The organism is Parabacteroides leei, assembly GCF_023369805.1.
In the GTDB taxonomy this organism is placed as follows: Bacteria; Bacteroidota; Bacteroidia; order Bacteroidales; family Tannerellaceae; genus Parabacteroides; species Parabacteroides leei.
The window spans coordinates 67,404-83,749 of the sequence record NZ_JAMBQG010000001.1; the positions used below are offsets into that span (position 1 = coordinate 67,404).

Below are 16,346 nucleotides of genomic sequence, written 5' to 3' on the forward strand. Positions count from 1 at the left end.
TTATTAAGTAAACTTGTAAAGAACTTAAATTTAAGCACATGAAACGTTTAAGGTTTAAAGCTTTGTTGATACTCATCGCAGGCTTGTGTATGTCCATCTCTGTGTTTGCCCAGCAAATAACAGTGAATGGAGTTGTGAAAGATCCTACAGGAGAACCGGTTATCGGGGCGAATGTCATTATAAAAGGGACAACGAACGGTACTGTCACGGATGTAGACGGTAAGTTCGTGTTGTCTGCATCCAAAGGTCAAATACTTTCCGTATCGTTTATCGGATATCAGGCAGTGGAACTACCGGCTGCGGCTAATATGAATATTCTCTTGGAAGAGGATTCCCAAATGCTGGAAGACGTAGTTGTGATCGGTTACGGTACGGTGAAGAAGAATGATGCCACCGGATCTGTAACAGCTATCAAACCGGACGAGAAAAACCGGGGATTGCAGGTGAGCCCGCAAGATATGTTGATGGGTAAAGTGGCAGGTGTATCGGTTGCTTCTTCTACCGGACAGCCCGGTTCATCGTCGACGATCCGTATTCGTGGAGGTTCTTCCTTATCGGCTAAGAATGACCCGTTGGTGGTTATCGACGGGGTGATTATGAGTAATAGTGCTCCCGACGGATTAAGTAATCCGTTGAGTACGATCAACCCGAATGATATCGAGTCTTTCACCGTATTGAAAGATGCTTCGGCTACGGCGATCTATGGCTCCCGTGCATCGAATGGGGTTATCATCATCACGACAAAGAAAGGAAAGAGCGGCAGTGTGAAGATTAATTATAGCGGAAATGTATCAATCAGCACCAAACGTAATAAAATGGATGTGATGAGTGCCGACGAATTCCGCGATTATATTACTAATTCACCGAATACGACGGAAGGTATGCTGACTGCGTTGAATCTCCACCCGGGTGTCAGTACTGATTGGCAGGATGAAGTGTTGCGCACGGCTGTTTCAACCGATCATAATATCAGTGCCTATGGCTCTGTGAAGGAATTTATGCCCTATCGTGTCTCTTTCGGATATACCGACCAGAACGGTATTCTGAAAACGTCCAACTTCCAGCGTTATACGGGAAGTGTTTCGCTGACTCCGACTTTCTTCAATGACCATCTGCATGTAAATCTGAACGGTAAAGGTGTTTATATCAAGAACCGTTTTGCCGATACCGGCGCTTTGGGCAGTGCCGTTTCTTTCGACCCGACCAAGCCGGTATATAATAATAGTAAGTATGGTGGTTACTTCACCTGGACAGGTGATTATACGCCTGACGGAACTAGATCGACTTCTGCCGGCGTCAATCCGGTCTCTATGTTGGAAATGAAAGACGATCGTTCGACAGCCAAGTCGTTTATCGGTAATGCACAGTTCGATTACAAACTGCACTTCCTGCCCGAACTGCGTTTCAATATGAATATGGGTATCGATTATGCAACTGTGGATGGTACGAATTATGTCGATCCGAACGCTCCCGGTTCTTACCAGCCGGATGATGATGCAACCGGAAGTAACCGTATTTATGGTAGTTCGCATACCAACAAACTGTTTGACTTCTATGCGCAGTACGCGAAAGAGTTACCGACGCTTGCCAGCCGCTTCGATATCATGGCTGGATATTCTTACCAAAGTTATCAGACTAAAACGGATAATGTGACTTATTACCTGTCCCGCAAGCCTGAAACATTCGGACAGAACACAACGGTAAGTAACGAATTTAAGGAAACAGATACTAAATATGTACTTGCTTCTTTCTACGGACGTATGAACTATACGCTGATGGAGAAATATCTATTGACTTTCACTCTGCGTGATGATGCCTCTTCCCGTTTTGCCAAAGACAAACGCTGGGGGTTATTCCCTTCACTGGCTTTGGGCTGGAAGATTAATGAAGAAGGTTTTATGAAAGATTTCAGCAACTTGGACGAACTGAAACTGCGTTTAGGCTGGGGTGTCACCGGACAACAGGACATCAATCAGGGAGACTATCCGTATCTCTCTTTCTACAGGGATGGAAAAGGAGGAGCGATGTATCCGACGTATGATGCCGCAGGAAATGTTACCTGGGTAAATGTAATGGCTCCGACTGCTGCCAATCCGAATTTAAAATGGGAAACAACGACTACTTACAACGTCGGTTTTGACTATGGTTTCCTCAACGGCCGGATCACCGGTTCTGTCGATGGTTATTATCGGAAGACGAAAGACCTGATCAATGCGGAGGTAAATGTTCCGGCAGGAACGGACTTTGCTGAGTATGTGGTTTCAAATATCGGTTCACTGGAGAATAAGGGAGTTGAGTTCTCTATCAATACACGACCGATCGTAAGCCGTGATTTCAGCTGGGATCTGGGATTTAATGTAGCTTACAACAAAACGAAGATCACGGAACTGACCTATAATGACAATTCGGACTCTCCGGGTAAACGTTACGAGTCGACAGGTGGTGATGGAGGTTTACGCCTTAAAATTCATAGCGTCGGATATGCTCCGGGCTCATTTTATGTATTCCAGCAGGTATATGATGCCGATGGAAATCCGATCGAAGGAGAATACGTAGACCGTAACGGTGACGGTGTGATAACCGACAATGACCTGTATCACTATAAGAACCCGGTGGCAGATGTCCTGATGGGCTTCAATTCGAAATTTACTTACAAGAGTTGGGACTTCGGTTTCAACGGACGTATCAGCTTGGGTAATTACAACTTTAACGCAACGGCCGCCAATGCTGCATTGGGCGTCAACGAATTGTTCGGTAACAATGCGTTGAGCAACAAACCTGTATCAGCGTTGAAGACTGGTTTCCAGTCACGTCAGCGTCTGTCCGACTACTTTATACAGAATGCCTCATTTCTGAAGATCGACAATATTACGTTAGGATATAATGTCGACAAGTTTATCAAAAGTAGCTGGAATGCCCGCTTCTATGCAACCGTACAGAATCCGATCATCATCACCAAATATGACGGTTTGGATCCTGAAGTAAACGATGGTATGGATAACAATGTCTATCCGCGTCCGCTGACTGTATTATTCGGAGTTAACATTAATTTCTAAAACGTATCGATCATGAAACTGAAAAAATATATATCGTTAGGCATTGCTTCTTTATGTTGCGTCTGGGCTACTTCCTGCCTGGGAGACCTCGACCAGGAGCCTATCCTGGATAAATCCAGCAATTCTATTCACAACGAAGCCGATTGCCAGTCGTTTCTGGCAAAGATATATTCCGGCTTCGGATTGTCGGGCAACTCGTCTGACGCAAGTGTCGAACCTGATTTACAGGGGGGAGACCAGGGTTCGCTGGTATTTCTCCGCGGGCTGCTCTCCTTGCAGTTGTTCCCTTCCGATGAGGCTATCTGGAACTGGGCGGACGAAGGTATCGTTGAATTATGCCAGATCGACTGGGATTATACGTTGCCTTATGCTTATTCTTTCTACCAGCGTGCAATGCTGAATATCCGTTATTGTAAAGAGTTCCTGGATGTGTATTCCGAGGATAGCAATATCCCTGATATCCGGAAATACCGGGATCAGGTACGTGGCTTGCGTGCCATGAACTATTACTACCTGATCGACCTTTACCGTAATCCGGGGCTTGTATGGGACGATAGCCCGACGGACGATAAATCATGGAAACCGTCACAAATAGGGACACAGGCTCTCTTTGATAAAATCGTTGCCGAACTGGTCGATCTTTCCGAGAACGGTAATCTGGACGAAACACCTTCTATGGCAACATACGGTCGTGTGACCAAACCGGTCGTTAATACGCTCCTTGCCAAAATGTACCTGAATGCGGAAGTGTATGTCGGTACACCGATGTACGACAAAGCTGCCGTTTATGCTAAGAAGGTGATCGATGCCGGTTTCGGTCTGGAAGATAATTATGCCAACCTGTTCTGTGGAGAAAACCACCTGACCGGTATGCATAAGAACGAGATCATCTATGCAATACCTTTCGACAATGTAAACGCCAAGAGCTTCGGTAGTACGATCATGCTGACTGCTGCTGCTTATGGCGGCGATATGGATCAAACCTGGTTCGGAATGTCTTCTTCATGGACTTGCCTGAAGCCGACGAAGCAAATGATTGAATTTTTCAGTGAAAGCCCGGATGCCGGAACCGATAGTCACGGCAGTCTTGTAAAGAAAGATAAGCGATATGCTTTCTTCGATGGTGCCGGTACACGTACTCCGGAGTCGAAAATGCAAGACTGGAACACCGGTTACCTCTGCTATAAGTTCACCAATTTGGGCTGGGATGGAGCTGCTGTAACGCCGACACCCGATCCGAATACCGATTTCCCGCTGTTCCGTCTGGCAGATATCTATCTGATCTATGCAGAATGTGCAGTTCGCAATGCCTCCGGAACCAATAAGGCGCAAGCCGTTGAGTATGTGAATCTACTACGCGAACGTGCGAATGGCGATAAGAGTGCCAACATCACTTCTTCCGACCTCTCCCTGGATTTCATCCTCGACGAACGTGCTCGCGAATTATACTGGGAAGGCCAGCGTCGTTCCGACCTTGTCCGCTTCGGTAAATTCACCAAAGATTATGCCTGGGCCTATAAAGGCGGAACGCTGGAAGGCGTAGCAAACATCGATAGTCGTTTCAACATCTATCCGATCAGCGACCGCGACCTGACAGCCAATCCGAATCTGGTTCAGAACCCGGGTTACGAATCATTGAAGTAATAACATCTAAATCTGTAAACAAATGAAGAAACTTAATATATTTATTCTTTTCCTCTCCGGTTCATTATTATGGACCGGTTGCGGAGACGACAGAGATGATAATCCGGTATTCCAGGAACCGACAGAGTTTAACCTGAACACTCCGGCCCAGGCTTCCGATGTATATGACCTGAAGAATCTTTCTACGATCGAACTGACTTGTTCGCAGCCCAACTATGGTTATGTGGCTTCGACTGATTATAAGGTACAGCTCTCTTTGGAAAATACCTTCAAGGATGCCGACGAAGCAGCGGGAACAAAAGCCAATTATGCCACGCTGTCCTCCACTTACATCCTACCCGACCTGAAAGTGGATGCCATGGAGTTTGCTATGGCTTTATTGGACTTATGGAAAGTATCGAACGGGAGTACAGAGTTGCCGGAAACACCGATGCCGGTCTATATCCGTTTGAATGCCGCTTTGTCGAACAACGGAATGGGACAGATTACTTCCAATGTAATCGAACTGCCGAAGGTCTTGGGGTATAACGTAGAACCTCCCGTATCTTTACCTGCTCAAATGTTTCTGGTAGGTGACTTTGCATCCGGAAGTAGCTGGGGCAAATGGGTAGAAATGATTCCGGTAACGGATACTCCGGGCAAATTCTGGTCCGTACAGTATTTCGGAGGTAATAATGTGATGAAGTTCAATGCCCAACCCGCATGGGATGGTAACCAGGTAGCTTATTCGGAAGGTCTTGTCCCTGACACATCTGCCTCTTATGCCGGTGTATCCGGTGTGGATGATGGCAGTGGCGGACAGAATATCGGAGTGAAGAATGCCGGCTGGTATATCATGGTCGTTACTTCTGCCCTGGATGGAAAAGCTTTGAGTTATACCCTCGAATTCCTTTCTCCCGATATCTATCTGACCGGTGATCCTTCCGGCGGTTGGGATACATTTGATGAGGCACGTAAGTTTATCGTTCCGAATGGAGAAGGTGAGTTTGTTTCACCTGCTTTTGTGGCTTCCGGTGCCTTGCGTATGTGTATCAAGTTGCCGTCGACCGATTGGTGGCGCTCCGAGTTTACCATTCTGAACAATAAGATTGAATACCGGAAAAATGGAGGAGATCAGGAAGCTGTCAACGTCTCTGCCGGCCAGAAGGCTTATCTGAATTTCCTGGATGGCACAGGGCGTATCAAGTAGTTTTCCCGTAATTTATCCGTCAGATTTTAATTTCTGGCTTACGATTTTATTCTTCGATTAGTTATCATTTGTCTGTCGACAATTGTGAGCAAGCCTGTTGATGATTATGAACAGGCTTGCCGACAATTGTCGACAGACTTGTTTATAATTATCGGCAGCCAGGTTTGTCGGGTCTGTTTTTTGCTTTGTTCGTATGGTTTTTAAGAAATGGACGTAATATTTCTCTCTTATCTTCGATAATATTATATCTTTGTATTATAAAAACGTAATACTATGATAGTCAAAATGCTTTGCTTGCTGGCATTTCCTTTGATTTTAAACTCATGTCACGGTCAGCAAGCGACAAAAACAGAAAATACGGATATAACACCGCGAACGTTTGAAATGGTATCTGTCCCCAGTATGATAACAGATCCGGGAGAACGTGCCAAATATTTAGTCGAACATTATTGGGATAAGTTTGATTTTACGGATACAGCTTATGTACATCTGCCGGAGATAACGGAGCAGGCTGTTTCCAATTATATCGACCTGATGAAATATGTAACTCCGGAGGTTGCTTCATCTTCTATTAAAAGTATGATGCATAAAGCGGAAACTGATAGTACTGTCTTTGCTTATATGGCCGACCTGTATGAAAAATATCTGTACGATCCTAATTCCCCGATGCGTGATGAATCTTTATATATTAATGTATTGGAATCGATCCTGTCAGCTTCTGTTTTTGATGGCGCGAATAAGATCCGTCCTGCCCATTTACTGGACCTGGCCTTGAAGAACAGGGTAGGGGAACCGGCAACGGATTTCACTTATACACTTGCCGATGGGAAAACGGGTACATTATATAATGTAAAAGCCCCTTATCTTTTATTGTTTTTCTATAATCCGGATTGTCATGCCTGCAAAGAAATAACCGGACAGATACAGGACTCTCCATTGATAGAAAAGTTGCAAAAAGATAAGATATTGAAGATACTTGCAGTTTATCCCGACGAAGATCTGGAAGCCTGGAAAAAGCATATACCGGATGTTCCGGCAAGCTGGATAAACTCCTATGACGAATCAGTCTCTTTAAAGAACGATGAAATATATGATCTGAAGGCCATACCCACACTTTATTTATTGGATAAGGACAAGAAGGTCATTTTGAAAGATGTCACATTTAACCAGCTGGAAGAATTTTTACAAATACAAACTAACTAAGTATGTACATTAACAAATTGAGTATGAGAACAACGTTATTATCTTTAGCTTTTCTGGCGGGTGTCGGCTTAACAGCATCCGCACAGTTAAAAATCGGAGGGAAAACCATTAACACCAAGAAAGTTGTAAGTGCAGCAACCGACGTAGCTAAGGCGGTCACTTTGAGTGATGCGGATATTGTAACTATGAGTCGCGAGTATATCGAGTGGATGGATACCCACAATGAAGTGGCAGGTCCCGATACCGAAATGGGACAGCGTCTGGAGAACCTGACAAAAGATATAAAGGTGGATGGCCTGAACTTGAACTTTAAAGTATACAATGTAATTGACGTAAATGCGTTTGCTTGTGGCGACGGAAGTGTACGTGTTTGTGGCGGTTTGATGGAGATTATGGACGACAATGAAGTAATGGCTGTTATTGGCCATGAAATCGGTCATGTACTTCACTCTGATTCGAAAGATGCGATGAAGAATGCCTATTTGACTTCGGCAGCCAAGAATGCGGCAGGGGCAACCAGCGATGTTGTTGCTAAGCTGTCTGATTCTCAGTTAGGCGATCTGGCTACAGCCTTGGCCGGTGCCCAGTATTCGCAAAAGCAGGAGAATGAAGCAGATGATTATGGCTTTGAATTCAGTGTGGCAAATGGTCTCGATCCGTACAGCATGCATAATTCATTGAATAAATTGATGAACCTGAGTGAGGAAGCCCCCAAGTCATCTAAATTTCGCCAGATGTTTTCAAGTCATCCTGAGACAGCTAAACGTGTCCAACGGATGAAGGAGAAAGCTGAGGCATATGAGAAAAATAAGAATTAAGTGTTAGCATTCTTTAATAAGAGGGATGTTTTATTGAAATATTACTAAAATGATTGCTTTTATGCTGAAAAACTATGCTGAATAACATAAAGTGTTTATATTTGCACTGTGTTTTTCATGGTATTAGATTTAAGGTTAGCAATGAAGATTGGTTGTCGGGAGACAACCTTTTCTTTTTTATACACCTAACTAATCATTTTCAAACTTTCCCTCTTTTAATTCCGAAATAATATTACTTTTGTATAGTTACTATAAATTTATATGGTGTGGATACAAAAATAAAATTACGGGTTCAGGGGCTGACTAATAGTCAGATCCAGTCGGGTGCGTATGCATTGATACTGGCTGAGGAAGACGGGGCTCGTCGTATACCTATTATAGTAGGAACATCAGAGGCACAATCTATTGCTATTGCATTGGAACATATTACGCCTCCCAGACCTCTTACTCACGACTTGTTTGTAACTTTTGCGCAGGCTTTCGGCATTCAGTTACGTGAAGTTTTTATTTATAAGTTTGAAGACGGGGTATTCTATTCCGAATTATTATTCGATGACGGAATTACCCAGGTGCGTCTTGACTCGCGAACCTCGGATGCGATAGCTATCGCTTTACGTGTAAAATGCGATATTTATACAACCGACCAGATCGTTACCGAATGCGGTGTCGTTTTGGAAGAAGCATCTTCTATGCGTGATAAGGATGATGATGAATATTCTTTATTGGACAAGGAACCGGAAGATATCGAAGACGAGGAAGAGTTGAAGAAATGGCTTTCTCTTCTGGATGAAGAAGAGTTGACCGAACGGCTGGATGAAGCTGTCTCTGATGAGAATTATGAATATGCGAAGATGTATAAAGACGAGATCCGTCGGCGTGAGGAGGAGGACGAAACAGAATGATAGAACAACAGAGCGGGATTAGCCTTGAATCGCTTTTACGTGGAATATTGGGTGTTGTATCGGTTTTGGCTGTGGCTTATGCCTTGAGCTATGACCGGAAGCGGATCGACTGGAAGTTGATAGGTGGAGGTCTTTTTATGCAGCTTGTATTTGCTTTGGCTGTTCTTTATGTTCCTTTTGTCGGAACGGCACTCGAGTTGGTGGGCAAAGCTTTCATTAAACTGATGGACTTTACTCAGGCCGGAGTGGGTTTTCTTCTTGGTCCGTATGCAACGAAAAGCAAGGGGTTTATATTTCTGATCCATTCTCTGCCGGTCGTTATTTTCTTTTCGGCTTTAGTCTCTCTTTTTTATCATTGGGGAATTATCCAGCGTGTAGTAGGTGCTTTTTCCTGGCTATTACGAAAATTCATGAATATTTCAGGTGCTGAAGGATTGGTTACTTCCGGTAATATATTTATGGGTATGACCGAGTCACCGGTATTGATCAAGAATTATCTGCCGGCTATGAACCGTTCCGAAATATTCCTGGTAATGGTTTCGGGAATGGGTACTATTGCCGGAACAGTAATGGCCACTTATATAGGTATGCTTTCCGGTGGTGATCCGGTAGCGAGAGTTCTGTTTGCCAAGCACTTGATATCAGCATCTTTAATGGCTGCTCCCGGGTCGATCGTCCTGGCTAAAATGCTCTGTCCGCAAACAGAAGTTACAGTCGATCATGCTGCCTGCCTGGAAAAGAAAAGTGCTCATCCGACAGCCTTGGATGCATTAGCGGCCGGGACTTCGACGGGTATCCGTTTGATGGTAAATATTGCAGCTATGCTATTGGTGTTTATTGCATTGGTTGCTTTGGCAAACTATTTGTTGGAAGGATTGATCGGACGATATACCGGCTTGAACGACTGGATTGTTTCGGTAACAGACGGAAAAGCACACGGATTGACATTCCAGTTTATACTAGGTGTGATCCTTGCCCCGTTCATGTGGCTGATAGGGATTCCTTCTTCCGATATTATGTTGGTTGGTTCGTTACTGGGACAAAAGACGATACTGAATGAGTTTGTCGCTTATTTTCAGTTGCAGGAATGGAAAGATGCCGGTATGTTTATGTACCAGAAATCTATATTGATGTCTACTTATATTTTATGTGGTTTTGCTAATATCTCTTCCATCGGGATTTTATTGGGTGGAATGGGTGTGTTGGCCCCGGAGAAGAAAGAAATGATTACCCGTTTCGGATTTCCGGCCATGATAGCAGGAGCATTAGTTTCTGTTCTATCGGCAACCATCATTGGTATGATACTTGGATAATTGAATATTGATAATCGAAAATTAAATAATTGTGCAGATATTTTATACTCCGGATATAGCTGTAAATCCGGAATTACCGGAAGAGGAAGCAGGTCATTGCATCCGTGTACTTCGCTTGACTGAGGGCGATGAAATTTTACTGACTGATGGTAAAGGTTCTTTTTATAAAGCGGCTATCAGCCGTGCTCATCATAAACATTGTGAGGTGTCTATCCTGGAAAGCTGGGAACAGCCGGCTTTGTGGAACTTCCGTCTTCATATAGCAGTTGCTCCTACAAAGAATATGGATCGGATGGAGTGGTTTGCTGAAAAGGCAACAGAGATAGGTATTGATATCATAACTTGTCTGAACTGCCGTTTCTCGGAACGCCGGGAAATAAAACCGGCCCGCCTGGAAAAGATACTGGTCAGTGCGATGAAACAATCGCAGAAAGCGACCTTGCCTCAATTGGCCGGAATGACAGATTTCAAAGCATTTGTAAGCCAACCGTTTGATGGCCGTAAGTTTATTGCCCATTGTGAGGATGGGGATAAATCATTACTGAAACAGACGTATCATCCGGGCGAGAATGCTTTAGTAATGATTGGCCCTGAAGGGGATTTCAGTCCTGACGAAATAGAACTGGCCTTACAGCAGGGATTTGAACCTATCTCATTAGGTGAGAGCCGACTGCGTACGGAAACGGCTGCACTGGTCGCTTGTCATACGATACATGTACTGAATCAGTGAGTTTTAAAAGATTTCTATCAAAGTGATAACCACTAATAAAACGAATATGACAGAAAAAGAAAAATGCCATCTGGGTCTATTGTATGATGCTAATTATGATAGAGAATTGCTACTGGATCGTGAGAAGGCAAAAGAATTACTTTATGATTATAATCGTTTGCGCCCTTCCCAACAGAAAGAAAAAACACAGTTATTGAAGTCTTTTTTGGGTAAGACCGGCGAAAATCTGATTATCGAACCTCCTTTTGCCTGCGATTATGGATATAATATAGAGATAGGAGAGAATTTTTATGCCAATGTAAACCTGGTAATACTGGATGGTGCCAAGGTTAGTATCGGTGCAAATGCATTTATTGCGCCTAATGTCGGTATCTACACAGCCGGTCATCCTTTGGATGCCGAACAGCGAAATCGAGGATTGGAATATGCCCGCCCTGTAACTATCGGCAATAATGTATGGATAGGTGCAGGCGTATGTATTCTTCCGGGTGTAACCATTGGCGACAATACAGTGATCGGTGCCGGCAGTGTAGTTACAAAAGATATACCATCGAATGTATTGGCAGTAGGTAATCCTTGTCGGGTAATAAAAGAAATAAAGTAATTATTGAATATCTGCTAATATTCGTTTGACTGTATCAAATAGAGGAGGCAGGTTGTTTTTGATTGTTTCGAAAACAACATCAGCATCACTCCGGGGGCGTAAAGTAAACTGTGTCATGCGCTTTTTTTCTTTCAAGCTCATCGGTCGGGGATCGGCCAGCGCCAAGGGGGTGCACCAGCACTCCCGACGAGCGTAAAATTACAACAACTTAAATCTATCTCCAAACTTTATCGCCAGTTGTTGGGCAATGGTGCCCCAATTAGCCAGTGGCATAGTCCATTTCTTGCGTATGTTACGATAAGCGAGGTAGACAAGCTTCTCAAGGGCGGTGTCATTAGGGAACACGCCCTTGTTTTTTGTAACTTTCCGTATTTGCCGGTGGTAGCCTTCAACGGTATTCGTCGTATAAATCATACGACGTATATCGGATGTGAACTGGAAGTATTCAGTGAGCTTTTCCCAGTTGTCCTGCCACGACTTGATGACGATAGGATATTTCTCTCCCCATTTCTGATCTAAATCAAGAAGCTCCGTTTCAGCGGCATCCTTGCTGACTGCACTGTAAACCCGTTTCAGATCTTTAAGAAACTCCTTCTGGTGTTTACTGCCGACGTATTTGATGGAGTTACGTATCTGATGGACGATACAAAGTTGCACTATGGTATCAGGGAATACGCTTTGGATGGCATCCGGGAAGCCCCTCAGACCATCGACACAAGCTATGAGAATGTCGTGTACACCGCGGTTCTGTAAATCGGTCAGCACATTCAACCAGAAGTTTGCCCCCTCATTCTTAGAGATGTACATCCCAAGCAAATCCTTACGACCGTCCTTATCTATAGCCAATACGTTGTAGATTGCACGGGTAACGGCACAGCCTCTCTCATCCATGACTTTATAATGAATGGCATCCATCCAGACTATCGGATAAATATAGTCCAGGCTACGCGAACGCCACGCTTTTATTTCCGGAAGTACCCGGTCAGTGATGGAACTGATTGTTTCGGCAGACACACGGTTACCAAGATTCTCTTCCATCCAATCGCTTATTTCACGTGTACTATTACCAAGGGCATAAAGGCCGATTATGCGGTCAGCAACACCTTCCGCAAGAATGGTCTCCCGCTTCTTTATAAACTGAGGATCGAAGGTGGAATTACGATCACGGGGGGTAGAAACGGTCACCTCACCCATAGAAGTTTGCACCTGCTTCTGCATCTTGCCATTACGACGGTTGCCACTCATGCGTTCATCCTCACAAAGATGGGCATCCATCTCACCTTCTAAAGCTGCATTTAAAATGCACTCCAATAACGGGGCAAAAGCTCCGTCCTTACCCAACAATGGCTTGCCAGCCTTGAGCTGCTCGATTGCCTTGTTCTTGATACTTTCAAAATCAAATTCTTCACTCATAAAAAAACTGTGTTAGCAAAGTTAATACTTTATTTGGTTGCTTTGCTGACACAGTTTAAATTACAGCCTCTCCACTCCGTCATAATGGTGAGATATGTAATCTCTCATTCGGATTACTCTTTTCCAGGGAATTTCTGGATATTGAGCCAATAGTTTTCCTTTTGATCTTTCATCGATGGTTTTGATGTTTTCACCAATAGTTTGTATAAGCATGCATGCTGCATCCAGCTTCTCCATTCCGTTCTCTGTCAAAAGATAATCTTGAACAGAATGGATTGATTGATTTCTTTGCTCAATAGTTTGTATTGTTTGTAGTACTCTTCGAAGCAAAAGAACGATCTCTTCTTTATACAAGTATACCATCTTTTTGAATGTTTTTGTAAAGTAGAGAATTTAGGTTATCACGTAATCTTAATAAATCGATTTTATATCCGGTCCGTTCTTCCAGGTCGTCATGAATGTCTCCCAAGATATAGGGGTTGGGAATTTGTATATCAATAAAAACATCCAAATCACTGGTCGGAGTCTGTTCTCCACGTGCTACGGAACCAAAAATTCCTAACTTCTTTATTCCATATTTGGCAGAAGCCTCTTGCTTATATGCATGAAGGATTTCTATAATTTCCTGAAGACTTTTCATAATCCAATTATTATCAGTGATCTATTTGTTTACAAATATAATGTTTTGATTTTAATACAAGTAAATATAATCATAAATATTATGAAGAAAAGGGGGAGCCGGAAAACTTTGTGTTGGTTAGTTTGGTTAACAAGGGTTAATGCGTGTGAAAAAAGAGGGCTAATTATGAAAAAAAGATTATCTTAACCATCAATTATCGTAGAATCATGGTGAGTTATGATTATCCTAATTATCTGAGATGGAATGATAAAAGCTGAGAAAGTACTTCAACAAAAAATATCCCATACCATTCAACCGCAGCGTAAGAATGGCGGTTTGGCAAAGATGATTGACAATCGTCCTATGATTCATACTCTCGATGCAATCCGACCGCTACTTCAGCGAGCTGCCATCGTTCAGTCAGAAACCCAGACATTCGATGCCACCGGAAAGCATATATCACGAGGTCAGACAAACCCGCCAAAAGTGGTAAATACACTCAATACCTATCATGAAGTGATTAAAGATATGTCTGATACTCCTTACCAGAATGCACATATGATGGCCGCCACTTTTGGTGGAGCAAATGCTGCAGATAATATAGCCGCATGGAATGAGACTATGGAAGACCATTGGGGAGAGAAGGAAAATGAAATTAGAAATGGTGATTTGACCACCCTTCCGGAAGCCAATGAAACAGGAACAGTCACCACCAACGTGAATATGCCGGAGACTTGGTCTGCCCAAACTCTCGGTGAGGAGATTTATGATACTGCCGCATCGGAAATCCATAAGCTAACCAATTGGACTCCTGTGCCAATGGGTGGAGGAAAAGTCGCTCCGGCTTTATTACCAACAGATATTATAGCCAAAGATGCAGATTTTAAGACACGTGTAGCTACACGTGTGAACAATGATATAGGTAATGCCATCACAAAGATGCCGGATCAGGCTACGATTTCATATAATTCTACCCATAGGACTACTCCACGGAGTTTAACGACTACTTTCGCTAATCAAGATGAAATAGCTCATCCATTGGTCTCTACTGATGCAGTTAAATGCGCCAAGTTTGTTTCAGGTTTAAAAGTTCTGGGAAGTGTGAAGGCACATAATTTGAATATCCCATAGTTCCCAACCTGTTTTTTAGTAAATTACCTCCCCTTTTGTAGCAAGGGTGATTTCGTTAAAAAGGGAGCTTTGAGACAGCTCTGGTAAATATGAAAGCTAATTTCAAAGTTAAACAACGACCTAAATTATGTAATTCTTGCATTATACGTGTCATCCGATGATTGTAGAAAAGCAGGAAAGGGACTCATTATACTTGTTAAATCTATGTTTATTGGGCTATTTATAAACCGCTACAAGTGGAAGATAGCAACTTGTTATGTTACCAAATGAATGAGAAAAAAGCAGCATAGGCAAAAGAAAATATAGCAGAACTGTAAAACATAAAAAAGGTTGTGCCAGCATTTTGACACAACCTCTTCTTTGAATATATGATAACTTATTCCCATTCAATAGTAGCATTGGGTTTCGGAGACATATCGTAGCAAACGCGGTTTACGTTTTTGACTTCTTTCAGGATACGATCTGTGATCTTCATGAGGATAGGCCAGTCTACCGGTTCGATTGTAGCAGTCATGGCATCTACTGTGTTGACGGCACGGATGATAACAGGCCAGTCGAAAGAGCGGGCATTGTCCCTTACACCGACTGATTTGAAATCAGGTACAACAGTAAAATATTGCCATACTTTCTTATCCAGTCCGGCTTTCTGGAATTCTTCGCGTAGAATAGCATCAGCTTCACGAACAGCTTCCAGTCTGTCGCGGGTGATAGCACCCAGACAACGTACACCCAGGCCAGGACCAGGGAACGGTTGACGGAAAACCATCTCATAAGGTAAACCGAGCTCCAAGCCACAAGCACGAACTTCGTCCTTGAATAATTGGCGCAAAGGCTCTACCAGTTCGAATTGTAAATCTTCAGGCAGACCACCTACATTGTGGTGAGACTTTACCATCTTGGCAGTCTTTGTTCCGCTTTCTACGATATCCGGATAAATAGTACCTTGAGCCAGGTAATCTATACCGTCCAGCTTGCGGGCCTCTTCTTCGAATACGCGAATGAATTCACCACCGATGATTTTACGTTTTTCTTCGGGATCGGCAACACCAGCCAATTTATCCAGGAAACGATCGGTTACATCTTTATAGATCAGGTTGGCTTTAAGCTGGTTTTTGAATACTTCGACCACATCTTCCGACTCACCTTTGCGCATCAGACCATGGTTTACATGAACGCAAACCAATTTGTCGCCAATCGCTTTCAAAAGTAATGCAGCAACAACCGAACTGTCGACGCCTCCCGATAGAGCCAGTAAGACTTTCTTGTCTCCAACCTGACGTCTGATAAGTTCGATCTGGTCGTTGACGAAGTTTGTCATGTTCCAGTTTGTTTCTGCTTTGCAGGTATCGAAAACGAATGATTTGACAGCATCTTTAATAGCTTCAACGTCATTGGTGAATTCAGCGAGTTTTACTTCACATTGCGCTTTATCATGACCGGCAGCCATAACAGGAAAACCTGCAGTATAGATGGCCGGATCGACGTCGATTGCAACACCATCGATAACATTGTTCGGTCCACCGTTAATAATAATACCTTTTACATTAGGCAACGCTTTTAATTCCGCAACGGTAATGTCGTGTGGATAAATTTCACTGTATACACCCAATGCACGGATTACTCTAGCCAATACCGTATTTTCATGACTTCCCAGGTCTAAAATAACGATCATATCCTGTTTCATCGTATTCCTCCTAAAATTATTAAGTTAATTAGATTATCCT

14 protein-coding genes are annotated in these 16,346 nt (G+C 43.3%); 10 read left to right on the forward strand and 4 right to left on the reverse strand.

Translation table 11 applies throughout. The annotated features are described in order from the left end of the window. Nucleotides 1-38: 38 nt before the first annotated feature. The 9 genes from M1P97_RS00285 (at nucleotide 39) to M1P97_RS00325 (ending at nucleotide 11,459) form a co-directional block, all read left to right on the forward strand. A complete protein-coding gene (locus M1P97_RS00285; protein WP_249388084.1) occupies nucleotides 39-3,056 on the forward strand; it encodes a SusC/RagA family TonB-linked outer membrane protein in 3,018 nt (1,005 codons plus the stop codon). A gap of 12 nt (nucleotides 3,057-3,068) precedes the next feature. After that, entirely contained in the window at nucleotides 3,069-4,700 is a 1,632-nt protein-coding gene (locus M1P97_RS00290; RefSeq protein WP_249388085.1) for a RagB/SusD family nutrient uptake outer membrane protein, read from the forward strand. Between the two features lie 22 nt (nucleotides 4,701-4,722). Continuing rightward, nucleotides 4,723-5,889, forward strand: coding sequence for a SusF/SusE family outer membrane protein (locus M1P97_RS00295; protein ID WP_249388086.1), 1,167 nt, complete (start codon nucleotides 4,723-4,725; stop codon nucleotides 5,887-5,889). A 273-nt stretch (nucleotides 5,890-6,162) separates the two neighbouring features. After that, nucleotides 6,163-7,092, forward strand: a complete 930-nt coding sequence (locus tag M1P97_RS00300) for a DUF5106 domain-containing protein (RefSeq protein WP_249388087.1) — start codon at nucleotides 6,163-6,165, stop codon at nucleotides 7,090-7,092. 23 nt (nucleotides 7,093-7,115) lie between these two features. Beyond that, nucleotides 7,116-7,910, forward strand: coding sequence for a M48 family metallopeptidase (locus M1P97_RS00305; protein ID WP_195373131.1), 795 nt, complete (start codon nucleotides 7,116-7,118; stop codon nucleotides 7,908-7,910). Nucleotides 7,911-8,176: 266 nt separating this feature from the next. Further along, nucleotides 8,177-8,812 carry a bifunctional nuclease family protein gene (locus M1P97_RS00310; protein ID WP_195373130.1) on the forward strand — a complete coding sequence of 212 codons (636 nt, stop codon included), beginning with the start codon at nucleotides 8,177-8,179 and terminating at the stop codon, nucleotides 8,810-8,812. Beyond that, nucleotides 8,809-10,125: a NupC/NupG family nucleoside CNT transporter gene (locus tag M1P97_RS00315; RefSeq protein WP_249388088.1), complete on the forward strand. Its 1,317-nt coding sequence runs from the start codon at nucleotides 8,809-8,811 to the stop codon at nucleotides 10,123-10,125. Before M1P97_RS00310 ends, M1P97_RS00315 begins: the two co-directional genes overlap by 4 nt. 31 nt (nucleotides 10,126-10,156) lie before the next feature. After that, entirely contained in the window at nucleotides 10,157-10,855 is a 699-nt protein-coding gene (locus M1P97_RS00320) for a 16S rRNA (uracil(1498)-N(3))-methyltransferase (RefSeq protein WP_195373128.1), read from the forward strand. 46 nt (nucleotides 10,856-10,901) lie between these two features. After that, the gene (locus tag M1P97_RS00325) at nucleotides 10,902-11,459 is read left to right on the forward strand and encodes a sugar O-acetyltransferase (protein ID WP_195373127.1); all 558 of its coding nucleotides are present in this window, start codon (nucleotides 10,902-10,904) and stop codon (nucleotides 11,457-11,459) included. A 198-nt stretch (nucleotides 11,460-11,657) separates the two neighbouring features. On the opposite strand, the gene M1P97_RS00330 is transcribed toward M1P97_RS00325, so the two are convergent. The 3 genes from M1P97_RS00330 to M1P97_RS00340 all read right to left on the reverse strand — a co-directional run bounded on the left by M1P97_RS00330 (nucleotide 11,658) and on the right by M1P97_RS00340 (nucleotide 13,512). After that, nucleotides 11,658-12,872, reverse strand: coding sequence for an IS256 family transposase (locus M1P97_RS00330; protein ID WP_249388089.1), 1,215 nt, complete (start codon nucleotides 12,870-12,872; stop codon nucleotides 11,658-11,660). Nucleotides 12,873-12,932: 60 nt separating this feature from the next. Further along, the gene (locus tag M1P97_RS00335) at nucleotides 12,933-13,109 is read right to left on the reverse strand and encodes a HepT-like ribonuclease domain-containing protein (protein WP_249388090.1); all 177 of its coding nucleotides are present in this window, start codon (nucleotides 13,107-13,109) and stop codon (nucleotides 12,933-12,935) included. 109 nt (nucleotides 13,110-13,218) lie between these two features. Continuing rightward, nucleotides 13,219-13,512 (reverse strand): nucleotidyltransferase family protein, encoded by a 294-nt coding sequence (locus M1P97_RS00340; RefSeq protein ID WP_195373125.1) that lies wholly within the window; start codon nucleotides 13,510-13,512, stop codon nucleotides 13,219-13,221. Between the two features lie 243 nt (nucleotides 13,513-13,755). On the opposite strand from M1P97_RS00340, the gene M1P97_RS00345 reads away from it, so the two are divergent. Then, nucleotides 13,756-14,622: a hypothetical protein gene (locus tag M1P97_RS00345; protein ID WP_195373124.1), complete on the forward strand. Its 867-nt coding sequence runs from the start codon at nucleotides 13,756-13,758 to the stop codon at nucleotides 14,620-14,622. A gap of 376 nt (nucleotides 14,623-14,998) precedes the next feature. On the opposite strand, the gene guaA is transcribed toward M1P97_RS00345, so the two are convergent. Further along, nucleotides 14,999-16,306 (reverse strand): glutamine-hydrolyzing GMP synthase, encoded by a 1,308-nt coding sequence (guaA, locus tag M1P97_RS00350; RefSeq protein ID WP_249388091.1) that lies wholly within the window; start codon nucleotides 16,304-16,306, stop codon nucleotides 14,999-15,001. Between the last annotated feature and the right edge of the window lie 40 nt (nucleotides 16,307-16,346).